17 protein-coding genes are annotated in these 17,684 nt (G+C 61.2%); 11 read left to right on the top strand and 6 right to left on the bottom strand.

Annotation, left to right across the window (positions count from 1 at the left end):
• The first annotated feature begins 468 nt into the window (after window positions 1-468).
• The 3 genes from ACN0SO_RS13600 to ACN0SO_RS13590 all read left to right on the top strand — a co-directional run bounded on the left by ACN0SO_RS13600 (window position 469) and on the right by ACN0SO_RS13590 (window position 2,018).
• Complete coding sequence (locus ACN0SO_RS13600; RefSeq protein WP_417678528.1) at window positions 469-1,287, top strand: N-formylglutamate amidohydrolase; 819 nt, start codon at window positions 469-471, stop codon at window positions 1,285-1,287.
• A 24-nt stretch (window positions 1,288-1,311) separates the two neighbouring features.
• Window positions 1,312-1,608 (top strand): DUF1244 domain-containing protein, encoded by a 297-nt coding sequence (locus ACN0SO_RS13595; protein ID WP_417678526.1) that lies wholly within the window; start codon window positions 1,312-1,314, stop codon window positions 1,606-1,608.
• 149 nt (window positions 1,609-1,757) lie between these two features.
• Window positions 1,758-2,018 carry a DUF2312 domain-containing protein gene (locus ACN0SO_RS13590; RefSeq protein WP_190292029.1) on the top strand — a complete coding sequence of 87 codons (261 nt, stop codon included), beginning with the start codon at window positions 1,758-1,760 and terminating at the stop codon, window positions 2,016-2,018.
• 158 nt (window positions 2,019-2,176) lie between these two features.
• Here the strand turns inward: ACN0SO_RS13590 and ACN0SO_RS13585 are convergent, their stop codons facing one another.
• The 3 genes from ACN0SO_RS13585 to ACN0SO_RS13575 form a co-directional block, all read right to left on the bottom strand.
• Window positions 2,177-3,271 carry a transporter substrate-binding domain-containing protein gene (locus ACN0SO_RS13585; RefSeq protein WP_417678524.1) on the bottom strand — a complete coding sequence of 365 codons (1,095 nt, stop codon included), beginning with the start codon at window positions 3,269-3,271 and terminating at the stop codon, window positions 2,177-2,179.
• A gap of 114 nt (window positions 3,272-3,385) precedes the next feature.
• On the bottom strand, window positions 3,386-5,095 hold the full coding sequence (locus ACN0SO_RS13580; protein WP_417678782.1) for a DUF882 domain-containing protein: 1,710 nt from the start codon (window positions 5,093-5,095) through the stop codon (window positions 3,386-3,388).
• A gap of 307 nt (window positions 5,096-5,402) precedes the next feature.
• Complete coding sequence (locus tag ACN0SO_RS13575) at window positions 5,403-6,959, bottom strand: sigma-54-dependent transcriptional regulator (protein ID WP_417678522.1); 1,557 nt, start codon at window positions 6,957-6,959, stop codon at window positions 5,403-5,405.
• 204 nt (window positions 6,960-7,163) lie between these two features.
• Between ACN0SO_RS13575 and ACN0SO_RS13570 the strand changes: the two genes are divergently transcribed.
• From ACN0SO_RS13570 to rluA, 8 genes are all read left to right on the top strand, one after another.
• The gene (locus tag ACN0SO_RS13570; RefSeq protein WP_417678520.1) at window positions 7,164-8,990 is read left to right on the top strand and encodes a M3 family oligoendopeptidase; all 1,827 of its coding nucleotides are present in this window, start codon (window positions 7,164-7,166) and stop codon (window positions 8,988-8,990) included.
• Window positions 8,991-9,017: 27 nt separating this feature from the next.
• Window positions 9,018-9,926 (top strand): heme-dependent oxidative N-demethylase family protein, encoded by a 909-nt coding sequence (locus ACN0SO_RS13565; RefSeq protein WP_417678518.1) that lies wholly within the window; start codon window positions 9,018-9,020, stop codon window positions 9,924-9,926.
• Between the two features lie 91 nt (window positions 9,927-10,017).
• The gene (locus tag ACN0SO_RS13560; RefSeq protein ID WP_417678516.1) at window positions 10,018-11,397 is read left to right on the top strand and encodes an ABC1 kinase family protein; all 1,380 of its coding nucleotides are present in this window, start codon (window positions 10,018-10,020) and stop codon (window positions 11,395-11,397) included.
• A 119-nt stretch (window positions 11,398-11,516) separates the two neighbouring features.
• The gene (locus ACN0SO_RS13555) at window positions 11,517-11,798 is read left to right on the top strand and encodes an aa3-type cytochrome c oxidase subunit IV (protein WP_417678514.1); all 282 of its coding nucleotides are present in this window, start codon (window positions 11,517-11,519) and stop codon (window positions 11,796-11,798) included.
• A 66-nt stretch (window positions 11,799-11,864) separates the two neighbouring features.
• Window positions 11,865-13,004: a Re/Si-specific NAD(P)(+) transhydrogenase subunit alpha gene (locus ACN0SO_RS13550; protein ID WP_417678512.1), complete on the top strand. Its 1,140-nt coding sequence runs from the start codon at window positions 11,865-11,867 to the stop codon at window positions 13,002-13,004.
• Window positions 13,005-13,015: 11 nt separating this feature from the next.
• Window positions 13,016-13,489: a proton-translocating transhydrogenase family protein gene (locus tag ACN0SO_RS13545; protein WP_417678510.1), complete on the top strand. Its 474-nt coding sequence runs from the start codon at window positions 13,016-13,018 to the stop codon at window positions 13,487-13,489.
• Window positions 13,490-13,501: 12 nt separating this feature from the next.
• Window positions 13,502-14,896 (top strand): NAD(P)(+) transhydrogenase (Re/Si-specific) subunit beta, encoded by a 1,395-nt coding sequence (locus ACN0SO_RS13540; protein WP_417678508.1) that lies wholly within the window; start codon window positions 13,502-13,504, stop codon window positions 14,894-14,896.
• Window positions 14,897-14,979: 83 nt separating this feature from the next.
• A complete protein-coding gene (rluA, locus tag ACN0SO_RS13535) occupies window positions 14,980-15,645 on the top strand; it encodes a bifunctional tRNA pseudouridine(32) synthase/23S rRNA pseudouridine(746) synthase RluA (RefSeq protein WP_417678506.1) in 666 nt (221 codons plus the stop codon).
• A gap of 12 nt (window positions 15,646-15,657) precedes the next feature.
• Here the strand turns inward: rluA and ACN0SO_RS13530 are convergent, their stop codons facing one another.
• The 3 genes from ACN0SO_RS13530 to rpsU all read right to left on the bottom strand — a co-directional run bounded on the left by ACN0SO_RS13530 (window position 15,658) and on the right by rpsU (window position 17,600).
• Window positions 15,658-16,251, bottom strand: a complete 594-nt coding sequence (locus tag ACN0SO_RS13530) for an NAD(P)H-dependent oxidoreductase (protein WP_417678504.1) — start codon at window positions 16,249-16,251, stop codon at window positions 15,658-15,660.
• Between the two features lie 100 nt (window positions 16,252-16,351).
• Entirely contained in the window at window positions 16,352-17,212 is an 861-nt protein-coding gene (locus tag ACN0SO_RS13525) for a tetratricopeptide repeat protein (RefSeq protein ID WP_417678502.1), read from the bottom strand.
• 160 nt (window positions 17,213-17,372) lie between these two features.
• Window positions 17,373-17,600: a 30S ribosomal protein S21 gene (gene rpsU, locus ACN0SO_RS13520; protein WP_417678500.1), complete on the bottom strand. Its 228-nt coding sequence runs from the start codon at window positions 17,598-17,600 to the stop codon at window positions 17,373-17,375.
• Window positions 17,601-17,684 lie beyond the last annotated feature (84 nt).

Raw genomic sequence — 17,684 nt, 5'->3', positions numbered from 1 at the left:
ATGCGCTGTTTGTCGTCTCGCGGCGTTATAGACAATAAGCTTTTTGCGTGGCCACATCCGTATTGTCAACGATGATGGCCTAAAGTTATTGACATTCATAGAGTTTGACCCCTGCTTCCTTCAAGGAGCGGGCAGGTCGGCTTCTGATTTGATAGTACGCTTTGTCTCCAGAAATGAGGCGGGATCAAGGCCAAACCTTTTTCATTTCGGATTGTTTCGTCGGCTCACGGTCGTTCCTTTGCTTGTCGCGCCAAATGATTGACAAATTGCTGCTGTTTATCCGGTTGCCGACCGAATGGTGATATTCGTTCACAGGATATCTGTCGGGTCGCGGTTTGCCGAAAGAGGAACGATGGGACATTTGCTCAATCGGGGGGCGATCAACGAAAAACTTGGAACGAAGACGCCCTTGTCCTACAACATCCCGGAATCTCGGCACGCCCTGCAACCCGCTCTAAGACACGGTTCATGACACTGCATTCGACTCATGCCGGCGCCGGCTTCGTTCCGACCGAGACCGTTCCGGGGAACCTGGCAGGCGGACTGCTTTTGCTGTGCGACCACGCCAGCAACCAGGTTCCGCCGGACTACGGGGATCTGGGTCTGCCGAAGGAGCAGTTCGAACGGCACATCGGCTATGACATCGGTGTCCGTCCGCTGACGCTGGAGCTGGCGCGGCGGCTCGATGTACCGGCCCTGATGACGACCTATTCCAGACTTCTGATCGATCCGAATCGGGGCGAGGACGATCCGACCATCGTCATGCGCCTGTCCGACGGCGCTGTCGTTCCGGGAAATGCCAGGATCGACGCGGCGGAACGGGAACGGCGGATCGAACGGTTTCACAGGCCCTATCACGACCTGATCGACCGGACCCTGGATCGGATGCTGGAAGCGGCCGCTCCGCCGGTGATCATTTCCATTCACAGCTACACGCCGGTCTGGCGGGGTGTGCCCCGTCCCTGGCATGCGGGCATTCTTTGGGATACGGATCCCCGCGCCGTCCGGCCGTTCCTGGACCAGCTTGGCGCGGATCCGGATATGGTCATCGGCGACAACGAGCCTTATGACGGCGCCTTGAAGAACGACACCATGTACCGCCACGCGACCAAACGGGGGCTTGCCCATGCCCTTCTGGAGGTGCGGCAGGATCTGATTGCGGACGAGGCGGGTGTCATGAGCTGGGCCGACCGGCTGCAGCCGATCCTTGAAGATCTGGCAAAAAGACCCGATCTTCGGACCATCGAATATTATCCGTCGCGCGGCGATGGCCCAATGGCCCGCTGACGCATTCGGCCAGAGAGGAAGTCCATGGACGAAAAGACAAAGACCGAACTGGAGGCGGCCGTGTTCCGCCGTCTCGTTTCCCACCTGCGCGGCCGCACGGACGTTCAGAACATCGACATGATGAATCTGGCCGGCTTTTGCCGCAATTGCCTGTCCAACTGGTATCAGGATGCGGCGGAAGAAAAAGGCATCGACCTCGCCAAGGAAGACGCGCGCGAAATCGTCTACGGGATGCCTTATTCGGAGTGGAAGGACAAGTACCAGACCGAGGCGACCGAGGCCCAGAAAGCCGCTTTCGAGGTGAACAAGCCGCAGCATTGAGCGGCAAACCGTCGAGCGCGCTTGACCTTGGGACCCAACTCTGGCACGGCAGCTTCCGATATTGAAAATCGTTGCCCCGGCGGGTCAGCCGGGGGACCGCATGACACCAAGAATCCACAGACAAGAATCCATCAAGGAGACATCTATCCATGGCAGAACCGGGCGGAGTTGCAGCCGATCAATTGCGTGCGTTTGTTGAGCGCGTCGAGCGGCTGGAAGAAGAAAAGAAAGTCATCTCCGACGACATCAAGGACGTCTACGCGGAAGCCAAGGGCAATGGCTTCGACGTGAAGATCCTTCGCAAGGTCGTCTCCCTGCGCAAGAAGCAGCCGCATGAGCGGGAAGAGGAAGAAGCCGTGCTCGATCTCTACCTGCATGCGCTCGGCATGGCGGGGCCGGCAGAGGGCTGACGCCCGAGAACATCGGGGCGGCTTTCATAGAGGCCCGGACGAGTTTGATAACCCACCGGTATTTCCGGTGGGTTTTGTTTTTTCGCCCCAACGCCGACCGTGTACGTATTGGCTTGCCGCCGGAAAATACGGCTATCGGCCCGGTCCGGTGCTTTGGCTTACTGGGCTTCGCCGAAATATTTGATCCGGAGATCCTCGATGAAGCTTTTCTCCTTGGCGCTGAGGATCGCCAGGGAGAGGGGGCGGGTCAGAGGACTGTTCGGAGGAAGGGCGAACGCGTATTTATCCGGCTCGAAAAGCGGGCCGACCACGTCGAGCGGCTCTCCTGGATATTTGTACGCATAATATTCAAGAACCGGCGCGTCGCCGATGATCGCGGCAATGTCATCCGAAAGCAGGGCCGATACGGCGGCGTCCATGTTGTCGTAGTTTCTGGCTCGCAAGCCTTCGTCGCGCGCGAATTCTTCCGCCACGCTTCCTTCGAAAACGCCTGAGGTCCTGCCCGGAAGATCTTCCAGGCCGTGGATCTGGCTGGAGAGGGACAGCGTCGTCATGACGCTGGTTACGGAAGAGGTGACATAGGCGAGCACCGCGATGCCGCACACCAGCCAGAACGCCTGCATGACCCGGCCGATCCAACCGAAGGTGTTTTTCCGCGAAGGCAGTCTTCCCGATGTCGCGACCGACATGACGGAGTAAAAGCTTTCCGCCATTCCGTCGCGCCAGGTTCCGGGAAAGTCCGGATTGAAGCGACGATCGAACAGTGTCAGAAAAACCGTTGCGGCCACGACAACGAATGCCAGCCAGCCATAGGCCTGAAGATGGCCCGCATCCCTCAGGCCTTGCACGATCGCGGCGAAGCCGGACCCGCGATCTTCGTTCACCATGAGCCTGAGACCGGCATCGAACCAGGGCTGGGTGAAGTCGATTCGCTCGGCGCGCTTGCGGGTCACGGTCAGGTTCGTGACAGCCACGTCGATCTGTCCGTCCGCTGTCGCATCGACAAGGCCCCGGACGGTTGGAAACACCTGATACTCGTAGGTGACGCCCAGTTCGTCCGCCAGTTCCTTCCAGAGATCCACGGCCATGCCGGTCGGCTGCCCGTTTTTGTGCATGACAAAGGGCGGACTGTCGTGAATGCCGACTTTCAGTTTTCCGGAGCCGCCGTCTTGTGCGTGAGAGGCCAGGCTTGAGGCGAGAATGAGCAGCAAGGCGCCGAGAAGCCTTAAAAACCTTTGTGGCCCTGTGCCCATTTGAAAACCTCTTCCCTCATTTCGGAACGCATAAAACGATCAGGCCCGGGCCGAAGGGCGAAGATCCGGACGATGGCCAAGGCGCTGCGTCCGAAACCTCAGAGCGGATCGGTCTTAACGGGCGAAGGTCACCGGCAGGACCACGACGGCAGGACCGTCGAAACGGTCGGTGCGCAGCGTGCCATAGGGGAACTTCGCGAACCCGCTCTGGACAAACCGGTTACCCGGATCCAGGAGGTTGTTCATGGACCGCTGGAAGGGATGGCGCAGGGAGGCGAACAGCCTGTTGCGGGTTGTGCTTCGCCCGGAGATGAGCTTCGGTTCAGACTTGTCCGGCAACCCCGCAAATCCGGCAAGCGGGTCCTTGATCTCTTCACGCGGAATTCTGCCTGAAACCGACTGGTTTGCGGGCGCCGGGCGCATGATAGGCGGGTTGCCTCCGGCTGCAAGATCCTGACCGCTTCGCGGCTGTGCGGCCGTCATGGAAGTGGCTGAAGCATAGGCGAGGGTCGTCGATGCCGCCGGTTTCACGGTCGGCGTGGCGGTTCCCGTCGCGGCAGCAATTGCCGATACGGGGTCGAGCGCCGGGGGCTTGGGCGGAACCGGAACGCGTCCGGAGACGGAGGCTTCCGCCAGGGCTGCCTGTTGCGTCGCCTTGAGCAGCTGTTCGCGTGCGTTTTCGTTCGGTACATTGCCGGCGACGTTGAACCGGCCATCGACCGGTGCGGAAGCGGCCGGCGACGTCTGGCCCTGTTCAAGCGCGACCCGTTGGGCTTCGAGCGTATTGGGTTCCGCAGGTCTTCCGACCGGCGGTGCGGCGGCGAGCTGGACGGGGTTTTCCACGGCACGAGCCGGCTTCCGGTTCGGCACGGTGCCTATGTCGGCAAGAACGATCTGACTGGTCTCCGGCGCAGCCGCGGGCACAGGCGCCGGCACGCCTGCCGTTGGCGAATTCTGCGAACTCCGGACGCCGGGGAGGACGCCCTCAGGCAGGCTGGGTCCATTGTCGGGTCTGACCGAGGCGACGCGGGAGCGTTGCGCACTATCCGAATTGTTGTTCGACCTGAAAAGGCTTGCCAGCAGATTCGCCGGCGGCCGCGGTCCCGACCGTTCTTCGGAGTTGGTCAGGCTCTGTCCGGTGGTCTTGTTCGACGCGGGGTCGGCGGCCGCGACCAGCGTCGGCCGGGTGGGGCGCTTCGTTCCGGATTTGGCCTCGGCGAGCGCCAGCTTGTAGCCCGAAAGAGGCTTGCCGTCGCTCGGGATATGCAGCGTCTTTCCGTCCGGGAACACCTTGGCCAACTGCGAACGGGTCATGCGCGGCCAGTGGCGGACACTGCCGGTATCCATGTGCACGAAGGGGGAGCCGGATTTGGGATAGTAGCCAACGCCGCCCACCTGTTTTCTCAAGCCGGTGGCACGCAACGTGGCGAGATTGACGCCGGGAATAAAGAAGTCCATTGCCTTGCCGAGCGTGTGCTGGCTGCGCTTGGCAACGCCCTTGGAGCGGCTCCTGAGCATGTTGTTCGTTGCCGGCGAGCGGTAGCTGGACACCACGTTGACCGGCTGCTTCCCTCCGACCTTCTGATAGACTTCCCAGATAAGATCGAGCAGGGCCGGATCGATCTTGGTCATTTCGTTACGGCGCCAGTCGCGCAGGAAGCGGTTCGCTTCGCGCAAGCCGGAAGGTATGTAGCGACCGTTCTTCTTGAACGTGATCGATACCCGCTCCTTGGTATGCAGGTTATAGAGGTGCAACGTCCGAGTTTCGGCCTCGGCATCGGCAACGGCAAACTGGGCAACCGAGAGCGCAAAAAACAAACACATCAGTGTCAGCGCGCGCTTCAGTCCAGTGACGGCGTCGTATCCAACAAACCGTTTACGCAATAATCTGTCTCGCCGTTTGTGATGGCCTCAGCCATTCCCTTGCTCCCCAGCAGGTGTCGCAAGGTAGCCTCGAGCAGGTTAAGAAGATTTTACCCTGTTTTCGTTTGATCTTAAAACGTGGCAGAAATGCAACGATAAATATCTTTCTCGCTAAAATGCGCACGAAAAACAACCCCGCAATCGGTAAATTGCGGGGTTCTGCGTAGTGATTTCAGGTTCGGGTCCTTTTGAGGGCAGGGAGCCGGCATTACGCCGCGGCGTCGTTGCCCGCTGATTCGCCTTCTTCCTCCAGGCCGTATTCCTTCAGCTTTCGATAAAGGGTCGACCGCCCGATCCCCAGCCGTTTGGCGACTTCCGTCATGCGGCCGGAGTAGTGGTTGATGGCGGTCCGGATCAGTTCCTCCTCGATATCGGCCAGCTTGCGCACATGGCCTTCATTGTCGAGGTTGCGCATGAAGCCGAACGGAGCGGCATGCTCGAAAGCGCTGTAGCTTGACGGCGGGACGGGATCGCGCGGAAACGGGGGCGGCTGGTGCGCGGCCGGAGCCGCATCGGCCGCGACCTGCGCTCCGTCTGCCGGGGCCGGCGCGGAGGGCTGGATCGGGTAATCGATGGCGGCTGCCACCTGCGGAAAGTCATCGATCGTAAGCCGGGCGCCGTCGCACAGGACCACCGCGCGGAAAACCGTGTTTTCCAGTTGACGGATGTTGCCGGGCCAGTGATAGCGCTGCAGCATCGCCATGGCCTCCGGCGCGATACCGGTCACCTGAGGCTTGCCTTCCTCTGCCGCGAACCGGGCGAGGAAATGACGGGTGAGGGCGGGGATATCCTCCAGCCGGTCGCGGAGTGGCGGGATCCAGATCGGGAACACGTTCAGCCGGTAATAGAGGTCTTCGCGGAACGTACCTTCCTTGACCAGGTCGATCAGGCGCCGGTTGGTCGCGGAGATCAGCCGGAAATCCACCTTGACCGGGCGCTTGGCGCCGATCGGGTCGATCTCGTTTTCCTGGAGCGCACGCAAGAGCTTCACCTGCACTTCGGCGGGCAATTCGCCGACCTCGTCCAGGAACAGGGTGCCGCCGTGGGCCTCCTGAAACTTGCCGACGTGTTTTTCGACGGCGCCGGTGAAGGCGCCCTTCTCGTGGCCGAACAGGATGGATTCCACCAGATTGTCCGGGATCGCGCCGCAATTGACAGTGACGAGCGGTTTCGATTTCCGGTCGCCGGAACCCTGGATCGCACTGGCGATCAGTTCCTTGCCGACGCCGCTCTCGCCCTCGATCAGGATTGGAATGTTGGAAGACGCGGCGCGCCTGCCGAGATTGATCACCCGTTCCATGGCGGGCGAATGGGTGATGATGTCGTCGAAGGTCAGGGTGCCGGAGGCCTGCTTGCGGAACCGGGTGATCTCGTCTTCGAGCGCGGAGGTCTTGAGCAGGTTGCGGATCGAGACGTCGAGCCGTTCCGGCGCCACCGGCTTGACCACGAAATCCTGAGCGCCGGCGTTCATGACGTTGACCACGGTATCGATGCCGCCGTGGGCGGTCTGAACGATGACCGGCGTGGAAATCTTGTCCGCGCGCAGGCGCGTCAGAACGCCGATGCCGTCGAGTTCCGGCATGACCATGTCGAGGATCATCAGATCGATGTCGGCGCCTTCCGGCCCGGTCATGATGCGAACGGCTTCAGCGCCGTTTTCGGCAGTCTTGAAGCGATAGCCGAATTTCTGGACGGCCTCCTGGAGCAGGCGGCGCTGGATCGGATCGTCATCGACTATCAAAATCTTGCCGCTGGTGGCTGTCATGATTCACCGTTGTTGTTTGCTGCGGATTGTCTCAATTCGGGCCAGTCTGGTCGCAGATGGGTAAACAAATCCTCCAAGCCGATGCAAAAATAACTGCGCTGTGGAATTGCGATGGTCCGGTCTTCGGGCCTACAAATTCAAAAGGTGCCGGTTTTGCTTTCGAATCGGCCGTCTGATTCCTTCGTGCCGTCCGGAGACCTCCTCATGCGCCTTGACCCTGCCGTCTTTTCGGCTTCGCCAGCCTCGCCCGATACAGACCTCGGCCTCCTGCCGGAATGGGACCTGACCGATCTCTATCAAGCCATCGATGCGCCTGAAGTTGCCGCCGATCTGGCTGCCGGACTCGACCGGGCAAAGACCTTCGAGGCGTCCTACAAGGGCCGGCTTGCGGATCTTGCGGCCAACAATGTGCCCGCCCTGCTGACGGCGATCCGGGCTTATGAGGAACTCGAAGACCATCTCGGGCGGCTGATCTCCTATGCGGGGCTGGTCTATTCGGGCAATACCACCGATCCGGCCCGGCAGAAGTTCTACGGCGACGTGCAGGAGCAGATCACCACCGCCGGCTCGCATCTGTTGTTCTTCACCCTGGAGTTCAACCGCATCGAGGACGATGTCATCGAGGCGGCCTTCAAGACGCCGGGTCTGGAGCATTACCGGCCGTGGATCGAGGATCTGCGCAAGGACCGGCCGTATCAGCTGGAAGACCGGGTCGAGCAGCTCTTCCATGAAAAATCCGTCACCGGCCGAGGCGCATGGAACCGGCTGTTCGACGAAACCATCGCCTCGTTGACGTTCGAGGTTGACGGCAAGGAACTGGCGATCGAACCGACCCTGAATTTCCTGCAGGATCCGTCTCCGGAAAAACGCAAGGCGGCGGCTGAAGCGCTTGCCAAGACCTTTTCGGAAAACCTGCGCACCTTCACGCTGATCACCAATACCCTTGCCAAGGACAAGGAGATCTCCGACCGCTGGCGGCATTTCACGGACATTGCCGACAGCCGTCACCTGGCGAACCGGGTGGAGCGCGAGGTCGTCGATGCGATGGTGTCCGCCGTGCGCGATGCCTATCCGCGCCTTTCCCACCGGTATTACGTTTTAAAGGCCAAGTGGCTGGGTATGGACCAGCTCAATCACTGGGACCGCAACGCGCCGCTGCCGAAGGCCGATACGAAGGTGATCTCCTGGGATGAGGCCAAGGAAACGGTGCTTTCGGCCTATGGCGCCTTTTCGCCGGACATGGCCGATATCGCCGGCAGGTTTTTTGAAAAGAACTGGATCGATGCGCCGGCGCGCTCCGGCAAGGCGCCGGGCGCCTTCGCCCATCCGACTGTGCCGAGCGCGCATCCTTACGTTCTGGTGAATTACCAGGGCAAGACCCGCGACGTGATGACGCTTGCCCACGAACTGGGCCACGGCGTGCACCAGGTTCTGGCCGCCCCCAACGGCGCGCTGATGGCGCCGACGCCGCTGACGCTGGCTGAAACCGCCAGCGTGTTCGGCGAGATGCTGACGTTCAAGTCGCTCCTGGAAAAGGCAAAGACGAAGGAAGAGCGGAAGGTCATGCTCGCCGCCAAGGCGGAGGACATGATCAACACGGTCGTGCGCCAGATCGCTTTCTACACCTTCGAGCGCAAGCTGCACACGGAACGGCGCAACGGCGAACTGACCGCAGACAAGATCGGCGAACTGTGGATGTCGGTTCAGGGCGAGAGCCTCGGTCCCGCGATCAAGATGCAGCCCGGCTACGAATGCTTCTGGACCTATATCCCGCATTTCATCCACTCGCCGTTCTACGTCTACGCCTATGCCTTCGGCGACTGCCTGGTGAATTCGCTCTACGCGGTCTACGAGGATGCCGAGGCGGGCTTCCAGGAGAAGTACTTCGACCTGCTGAAGGCCGGCGGCACCAAGCATCACTCGGAACTGCTTGCGCCGTTCGGTCTCAGTGCAAGCGATCCCGATTTCTGGAAAAAGGGCTTGTCCGTGATCGAACGGATCATCGACGAATTGGAAGAACTGGACGACTAGCGGCCTTTATCCGGCGGAGACATGTGGATGGCTTTTCGGCATACGCCCTATGACGGCTCAAAGCGTCCCTTTACCGTGGGGCTCGAGCCCGTCGACGTCTCTCGCTGGCTCGATCCGGACGGGCACCTGGTTGTCCATCTGAAGCGCAAGGCGGAGCTTCTGGAGACGGTGCACAGCCGAGTTTTCAGGGCCGAATCGGGAACCGAAGCGGCTCAGAGAGAAGTTCTGGATCTGATCCTTGAGGATCTAGCCGCCCATCACCGGGCAACGCATTCCGTGTCGTCCGATGTGGTGGAAGTCCTGAACGACGGACCCCGGGTTCGCCTTACCGATTATGCGCCTCTGGAAGCCGCGTCCCGTCTGGTGCAGGAAGACCTGGTGCTGATGCGCAAGGGCGAGGATGGTTACAGGCTCGCCGCCGCGTCGCTGTGCTTCCCGTCGTCCTGGTCGCTGGCGGAAAAATTCGGCCGGTCGATGCATGCCATCCATGACAATGTGCCCGGATTCAACGATGGCCGGATGGGGCCGGTGGTCGCGCGGATCTTCGACAACCTGACCGCCGATCAGCTTGTCGGGCGTTACAACTGGTCGATCTACGACGATCCGGACCTGCATCATCCGCAGGCCAAGCAGCTTGCGCCGCAGATCGAGGAGAAAGGTGCTGGCGCGCTTGCGCATCTGTTCGTTCGTGTCGAACGCCAGACCCTGCGCAGGCTGCCGAAGTCGGGCGACATTCTGTTCACCATCAAGATCCACCACGATCCGATCTCGCTCTTGAAGACTCACGAGCGCGGCGCGGAGCTGGCGGCCGGTCTGGCGGCCCAGCTAAGGGAGCTCGACGATAGGCAGATCGCCTACAAGGGGCTGACGCAGTACCGGACGGCGATCGCGGAGGAACTGGAAACCTTCGCGCCGTCGGCGCCGGAGGCGGTTTAGTCGGCGCAGCAAATCGATCCGCGTGGTGATCTGGCCGCCCGGAGCTGCGTACCTACATTACCAGGGGCACAACCGGAGTAGCTCTAGAATCATGGCAGGCGAAAAGGATCGCGAGGCAAACCGGCTGACGGGCCGGGTCGGACGCTATGCGAAGGTCGGAACGAGTGTCGGGGGTATTGCCGCCAAGATGGCCGGCGCGCGCCTGTTCGGTATGGACCTCGACAGCGAAAAGAACGCGGCCGAAATCGCCGCGGCACTTGGCGGGCTCAAGGGGCCGCTGATGAAGGTTGCCCAATTGCTGTCGACGATCCCCGACGTTCTGCCGCCGGAATACACCACCGAACTTGCCAAGCTTCAGGCCAATGCGCCGCCCATGGGGTGGGCCTTCGTCAAGCGCCGGATGCGGGCGGAACTGGGCGCCGACTGGCAGTCCCGGTTCAAGGCGTTCGGTAAGGAACCCGCAGCGGCAGCCTCGCTCGGGCAGGTGCACCGGGCGGTCACCCTCGATGGCCGCGACCTTGCCTGCAAACTGCAATATCCGGATATGGCGTCGGCGGTCGAAGCCGACCTGAAGCAACTGCAGATGCTGTTTTCGATCCACCGGCGCATGCAGGCGGCGATCGACACAAGGGAGATTGCCAAGGAAATCAGTGCCCGGGTGCGCGAGGAACTCGACTATGTGCGCGAAGCGGCGCACATGGCCGTCTACCGGGCGATGCTGGCGGACAATGAGCGGATCCGTGTTCCCGAAGCGGTCGACGAGCTGTCGACCGGGCGCCTTTTGACCATGAACTGGCTCGAAGGCGCGCCGCTGCTTGAGTTCAAGGAGCACAGCCTGGAGGAACGCAACCTCATTGCAACGACCATGTTCCAGGCCTGGTGGCATCCCTTCAGCCATTACGGGCTGATCCATGGCGATCCGCACCTGGGCAATTACACGGTGTTTCAGGAAGACGGGGCGCCTGCCGGTATCAATCTTCTCGATTACGGCTGCATCCGCATTTTCCCGGAAAGCTTCGTTGAAGGGGTCGTCGATCTTTATATGGGCTTGCTGGAAGAGGACGAAGCCCGGGTCGTTTCGGCTTATGAGCGCTGGGGCTTCAAGGATCTCAAGCGTGAGATGATCGATGTCCTCAATATCTGGGCACGATTCATCTACGGGCCTCTCCTGACCGACCGCGTCCGGTCGATCGCGGACGGGGTGAGCCCCGCGGAATACGGGCGCAAGGAGGCGTTTCGTGTCCACAGCGCTCTGAAACAACTCGGCCGGGTCACTGTGCCGCAGGAATTTGTCTTCATGGACCGCGCGGCGATAGGTCTCGGCGGCGTTTTTCTTCATTTGCGCGCCGAGTTGAATTTTTTCCGCCTTTTCAACGAGCAGATCGAAGATTTTTCGGCTAAAACAGTGGCGGAACGGCAGGAAAAAGTTCTTGCCTCAGCGGGCTTTCCTTTTGAAAAATCTGCCGCCTGATCGATTTCGGGACATTATTGCAGGTTGACGAAAGTACCTTTGTTTACGCAAAACATTGCCCAGTCCGTCGGCTTTCATGTAAGAAGTTTGCCGACGACAGCTTTTAATCGGGGGACCACATGTCTGATAATTCCGCGCCCGCCATGGACTACGAGGCACACGAAGCCACCTATGAGGGGTTCATCAATTTCTCCAAGGTCGGCACCGTGGCCGTTCTCAACATCGTCCTGTGCCTGATTTTGTTCTCGTTCGGCGGAACCGCCGCTACTGTTTTCGGCTGGCTGATGCTGATCGCGACGCTCGTCGCAGGCGCGATCGGCCTTGCACTTGGTGCCAAGGGCTGGGTTCCGTCAGCCGCCGTCTTCGTGCTGACCGCCCTTCTGGCGATTCTGACCGTCTAATCGATCCATCAAAAGGCATCCCTGGTATGTGCCGGGGATGCTTTTTTGCTCTTGGGAGGTTACCCAATGAAAATAGCTGTGCCGCGCGAAAGCGACGCGGTTGAATCACGCGTGGCCGCAACGCCGGATACGGTCAAGAAACTGATCGCTCTGGGAGCTACCGTGTCCGTCGAAAAAGGGGCCGGTCTGGCCTCGCGCATTCCCGACGCCGACTACAAGGAAGCGGGCGCCACGATTTCCACCAGTGCCGCGACCACCCTCAAGGACGCGGACGTCGTCCTGAAGGTTCGCCGGCCGAATGCCGATGAACTCAAGGCCATGAAAAAGGGTGCGCTGGTCATCGCCACCATGGACCCTTACGGCCATGAGGACGAGGTCAAGGCAATGGCGGATGCCGGTGTTGCCGCATTCGCCATGGAATTCATGCCGCGCATCACCCGCGCCCAGGTCATGGACGTGCTGTCGTCTCAGGCGAACCTTGCCGGCTACCAGGCCGTGATCGAAGGCGCCTACGAATACGACCGCGCCATGCCGATGATGATGACCGCGGCCGGTACCGTTCCCGCCGCACGCGTCTTTGTCATGGGTGCCGGCGTCGCCGGCCTCCAGGCGATCGCGACCGCACGCCGTATGGGCGCCGTGGTGACCGCCACGGATGTCCGTCCGGCCGCCAAGGAGCAGGTCGAATCGCTCGGTGCGAAATTCATCGCCGTCGAGGACGAGGAATTCAAGCAGGCGGAAACCGCCGGCGGTTATGCCAAGCAGATGTCCGAGGAATACCAGAAGAAGCAGGCCGAACTGGTCTCTTCCCATATTGCCAAGCAGGACATCGTCATCACGACTGCGCTCATTCCCGGGCGTCCGGCGCCGAAGCTCGTTTCCAAGGACATGCTCGCCAGCATGAAACCCGGTTCCGTGATCGTCGACCTGGCGGTCGAGCGGGGCGGCAACGTGGAAGGTGCCAAGCCGGGCAAGGTGGCCACCGTTTCCGATGTGAAGATCGTCGGCCACCTCAACATGGCCGGCCGGATCGGGGCATCCGCCTCCGCCCTTTACGCCAAGAACCTGTTCGCGTTCCTGGAAACCATGATCGACAAGGAAACCAAGTCGCTGAAGCCCGATTGGGAAGACCAGCTGGTGACCGCAACCGTCCTGACCCGCGATGGAAAGGTGGTTCATCCCGCCTTTGCACCGGTAGAGGCCTAAGGAGGGAAGTAATGAGCGAATTGTCTCAAAGCGAAATTCTGGAGCGTGCGAATGCTGCTGCGGACGCCGCACGCGAAGCTGCGGCAACGGCAAATGATGCTGCCGCGGCCGCGCAGGGCTATGTGGACCAGCTGACGGCCGGTGCCGGAGATACCGCCATGCATGTGGCGGCCTCCGGAAGCGTGATCGAACCGTTTGTGTTCCTGTTCTCTGTGTTCGTGCTGGCGATCTTCGTCGGCTACTACGTGGTCTGGTCGGTGACCCCGGCCCTGCACACGCCGCTGATGGCCGTGACCAACGCCATTTCGTCCGTGATCGTCGTCGGTGCGCTTCTGGCGGTCGGCGTCGATCTGACGGCCGGCGACGGCGCCCTCATGGCGCGGATCTTCGGATTCCTCGCCCTCGTACTTGCAAGCGTGAACATCTTCGGCGGCTTCCTCGTGACCAGCCGAATGCTTGCCATGTACAAGAAAAAGCAGCGATAGGAGGCCGATCTGATGTCTGCAAATATCACGGCGCTCCTCTACCTCGTCTCCGCCGTTCTCTTCATCATGGCGCTTCGCGGACTGTCCAGCCCGGAGAGCTCGCGCAAGGGCAACTACTACGGCATGCTCGGCATGACCATCGCCGTCGTGACGACCCTGTTTGCCTCGGGCGTCACCTTGGGCTCCGGTCTCCTGATCGTGGCCGGCGTCGGCCTCGGTGGCGGGGTCGGGGCGGTCATCGCCCGTCGCATTCCCATGACGGCCATGCCGCAGCTGGTTGCCGCGTTCCACTCGCTGGTGGGTCTGGCAGCCGTCTTCGTCGCGGCCAGCGCGCTTTACGCGCCCGAGGCTTTCGGCATCGGCGCTCCGGGGCATATCCATGCCCAGGCACTGGTTGAAGCCGCCATCGGGGCAGCGATCGGTGCGATCACCTTTACCGGTTCGGTCATCGCCTTCCTGAAGCTGGACGGACGCATGTCGGGCAAGCCGATCATGCTGCCGGGCCGCCACCTGATCAACCTCTCCCTGGCGATCGGCCTCGTGCTTCTTGTCGTCGGTCTGGTCAACACCGAAAGCGCCCTCATCTTCTGGGGGCTGGTGCTGGTGGCGTTCCTGTTCGGCATCCTGATCATTATCCCGATCGGGGGCGCGGACATGCCGGTGGTGGTTTCCATGCTCAACTCCTATTCGGGTTGGGCGGCCGCCGGTATCGGCTTCACACTCGGCAACATGGCCCTGATCATCACCGGCGCGCTCGTCGGCTCGTCGGGTGCGATCCTGTCCTACATCATGTGCAAGGGCATGAACCGCTCGTTCATCTCGGTGATCCTCGGTGGCTTCGGCGGCGAGACTGCCGGTCCTTCCGGCGGTGACGAAGAAGAGCGCCCGGTCAAGCAGGGTTCGGCCGAAGACGCCGCCTTCATCATGAAGAACGCGTCCAAGGTCATCATCGTGCCGGGCTACGGCATGGCCGTCGCCCAGGCCCAGCATGCCCTGCGCGAAATGTGCGACCTCCTGAAGGAAGAAGGCGTCGAGGTGAAATACGCCATTCACCCGGTCGCTGGCCGCATGCCCGGGCACATGAACGTGCTCCTGGCGGAAGCCAACGTGCCTTACGACGAGGTGTTCGAGCTGGAGGACATCAACTCCGAATTCGCGCAGGCCGACGTGGCTTACGTGATCGGGGCGAACGATGTGACCAACCCGTCGGCCCGCGACGATCCGCAATCGCCGATCTACGGCATGCCGATCCTCGACGTCGACAAGGCCGGTACGGTTCTCTTCGTCAAGCGCGGCATGGGCTCCGGTTACGCCGGCATCCAGAACGAACTGTTCTTCCTCGACAAGACGATGATGCTGTTCGGCGACGCCAAGAAGATGACCGAGGAAATCGTCAAGGCGTTCTGATCGGTCGGACTATCCGATTTTCGAAAGGCGCGGGACAAAATCCCGCGCCTTTTCTTTTGCCGGGAAGGGGGTATAAGCGCCGCATGTCCGCGCCTGCAGCCTTCATATACGATCCGCCTGTCGAGCCCTGGCTGGAGGTGCTCCACCGGGATGAGGATCTGTTGGTCGTCAACAAGCCGAGCGGTTTGCTGAGCGTGCCGGGAAAGGCTGCCGAACATGCCGACTGCATCGAGGCACGGGCTCAACAAGCCTATTCGGAGGCGCGGATCGTCCATCGGCTCGATATGGATACGTCGGGCGTCCTGGTCCTTGCCATGAACCGGGCAGCGCACCGGCACCTCGGGCTGCAGTTCGAGCGCCGCAAAACGCAAAAGACCTATGTCGCAAAGGTTTGGGGGCAAATGGCCGGTGACGAGGGGGAGGTCGATCTGCCGCTCATCTGCGACTGGCCCAACCGGCCCAAGCAGATGGTGTGTCACGAACGCGGCAAACCGGCTTTGACGCGGTGGAAGGTGGTGGAGCGGGACAGCGTCACGACACGGGTGCGCCTCTACCCTCTGACAGGGCGCTCGCACCAGTTGCGTGTGCATATGCTGGCCCTCGGTCATCCGATTGCCGGTGATCGTTTTTATGCGAAAGGGGCAGCGCTAGACGCTTCCGGCCGGCTTGCGCTTCATGCCGAGGAATTGACGTTGCATCATCCGTCGGACGGCCGTCTGGTGACCTTTCGCGCGGACTGCCCGTTCTGAGCGGAGACAGTCTCAGATTGCCTGCCGTCCCAGGTCCTCGACCCGTTTCAGCCAGCCCTTGCGTTTCTCGTCACTGACCGCTTCGACCATGCCGAAAACCGTGTCCCGGACCGGTTTGAAGCCGATGAATTTCAGGATGTTGCGCTCCAGGCTCTTCAGGCTGTGTCCGCCATACCAGACCCGGTAGATCAGGCCGGGCATGCCCATGGTCACGATCACCCGGGCGGATTTGCCCGTCAGCCGGCCCTTGGGCCATTTGCCTTCCTCGGCCGGTTCGAAGGCGGTCTCGCGGTGAAACACCTGCTCGAGAAAGGCTTTCGTGAGCGCCGGCAAGGTTCCAAGCCACAGAGGGTAGATCAGGACGACATGATCCGCCGCAAGTATTTCGTGTGTGACCTGTTCCAGGGACGCCGGGACGGGCGCGGTATCGTAATCCTTTGGCGAACGCAGGAAAGGAAAGTTTAGATCGGCGATCCTCACCACGTCGACAACGTGCCCGCCGGCTTCCGCGCCCTGGCGATAGCTTTGGGCAAGTGCATGGCAGAAGTGGTCGGAGTCCGGATCCGGGTGACCGTCGATGACAAGAATTTTGCGGCCGTTCGCCATGACTCTGGCTCCCTCGTGACGTGCGATGGAACCAGATTACCGGCTATTGATGTCGCGGAAAATGATCGAAGTCAGGGGCAGTCCGGTTCCTACCCTTGGATTATCCGGACCTGTTGACCCGCGTCAGGCCGTCGCGGGCCAGAGCGTTGGAATTATCCAGGTTCAGAGCCTTGGTGTAGTTCCGGCGGGCGTCTTTCGGTTTGCCCAGCAGCTCCAGAGCCGCGCCACGGTTCGCCCAGGCAACGGCCGACTGCTTGTCCAGGTTTACGGCCATGGACAGATCGGTGAAGGCTGCATCCGGGTCGTTGATGGCGAGATAGGAAATGCCCCGTGCGGTGTAGATTTCGCTGACATTCGGGCTCAGGCCGATGGCGGTTGCGAAATCCTCGATGGCCCGGTTGTGCTGGCCCTGGGCCTGGTAGATCAGGCCGCGATTGTAATAGGCGCGGGCATCGCCGCTGTTGCGCGCGATGACGGAGTTGAAGTCGGCCAGGGCGGCGCCATAGTTGCCCTGGGTCCGGTAGGCGTTGCCGCGGCCGACATAGGCCGCGTCGTAGTCCGGCTTGATGTTGATCGCCCGGGTATAGTCGGCAATCGCCTGCTGGGTATCGCCCATGCGGCGAAAGACCAGTGCCCGGTTGGTGTAGGTCTGGTAGGAATTCGGATTGAGCTGCAGCGCGACATTGAAATCGGCGATCGCCTTGTCGAGCTTGCCCGCCTGTCCGTAGGCGATGCCGCGCGTGTTGTAGGCGCTCGCGTCCTGCGGATTGGCTTCGATCACGGCCGTGAGCGAATCGATATTGGCAGAAGAGCCGACCGCGCGGTCGATCGGCACATCGTCATAAATACCGCTGGACTGGCATCCACCCAGGCCTGCCGCAATCCCGACGGCGAGCAAAAGGCCGAGCGCATGTTTCGGGTCGAGGGCGGAGCGCAATGCATTTGATGGGTGCTGAATCATCCAGTCCGGTTGCCTGTGCTTTGAAAGCGTGAATATCTGCTTGGAGCGTGATCGTGTCGAAAATACGTTTGTAAGGCCTGAATAAACAGTAAAAGCCGGCCGATTGTTCGGCCGGCCCGGATTCTGGCCTGATATCAGCTATGTATTCTGATCCGCACTCTTAGCGGCTGAGGGCTCTGCCGGGAAGCAGGCCTTCGCGCTGCGCCCGCTTGCGGGCCAGCTTGCGGGCGCGGCGGACGGCTTCAGCCTTTTCCCGTGCCTTCTTTTCCGACGGCTTTTCGAAATGGCCACGGAGTTTCATTTCGCGGAAGACACCTTCACGCTGCAACTTTTTTTTCAGCGCCTTGAGCGCCTGATCGACGTTGTTGTCGCGAACCAGAACCTGCACGCGTCTTTTCCCGTTCTGAGACGTGTCGCGAACCTTTCGCGACCGTGATTGTAACCTGAATTTCGGTGAGCCTTGTTACGGTCT

It is taken from the genome of Roseibium sp. (assembly GCF_048260565.1).
Taxonomy (GTDB): Bacteria; Pseudomonadota; Alphaproteobacteria; order Rhizobiales; family Stappiaceae; genus Roseibium.
This window is presented reverse-complemented; position numbering and strand designations above follow the sequence as displayed.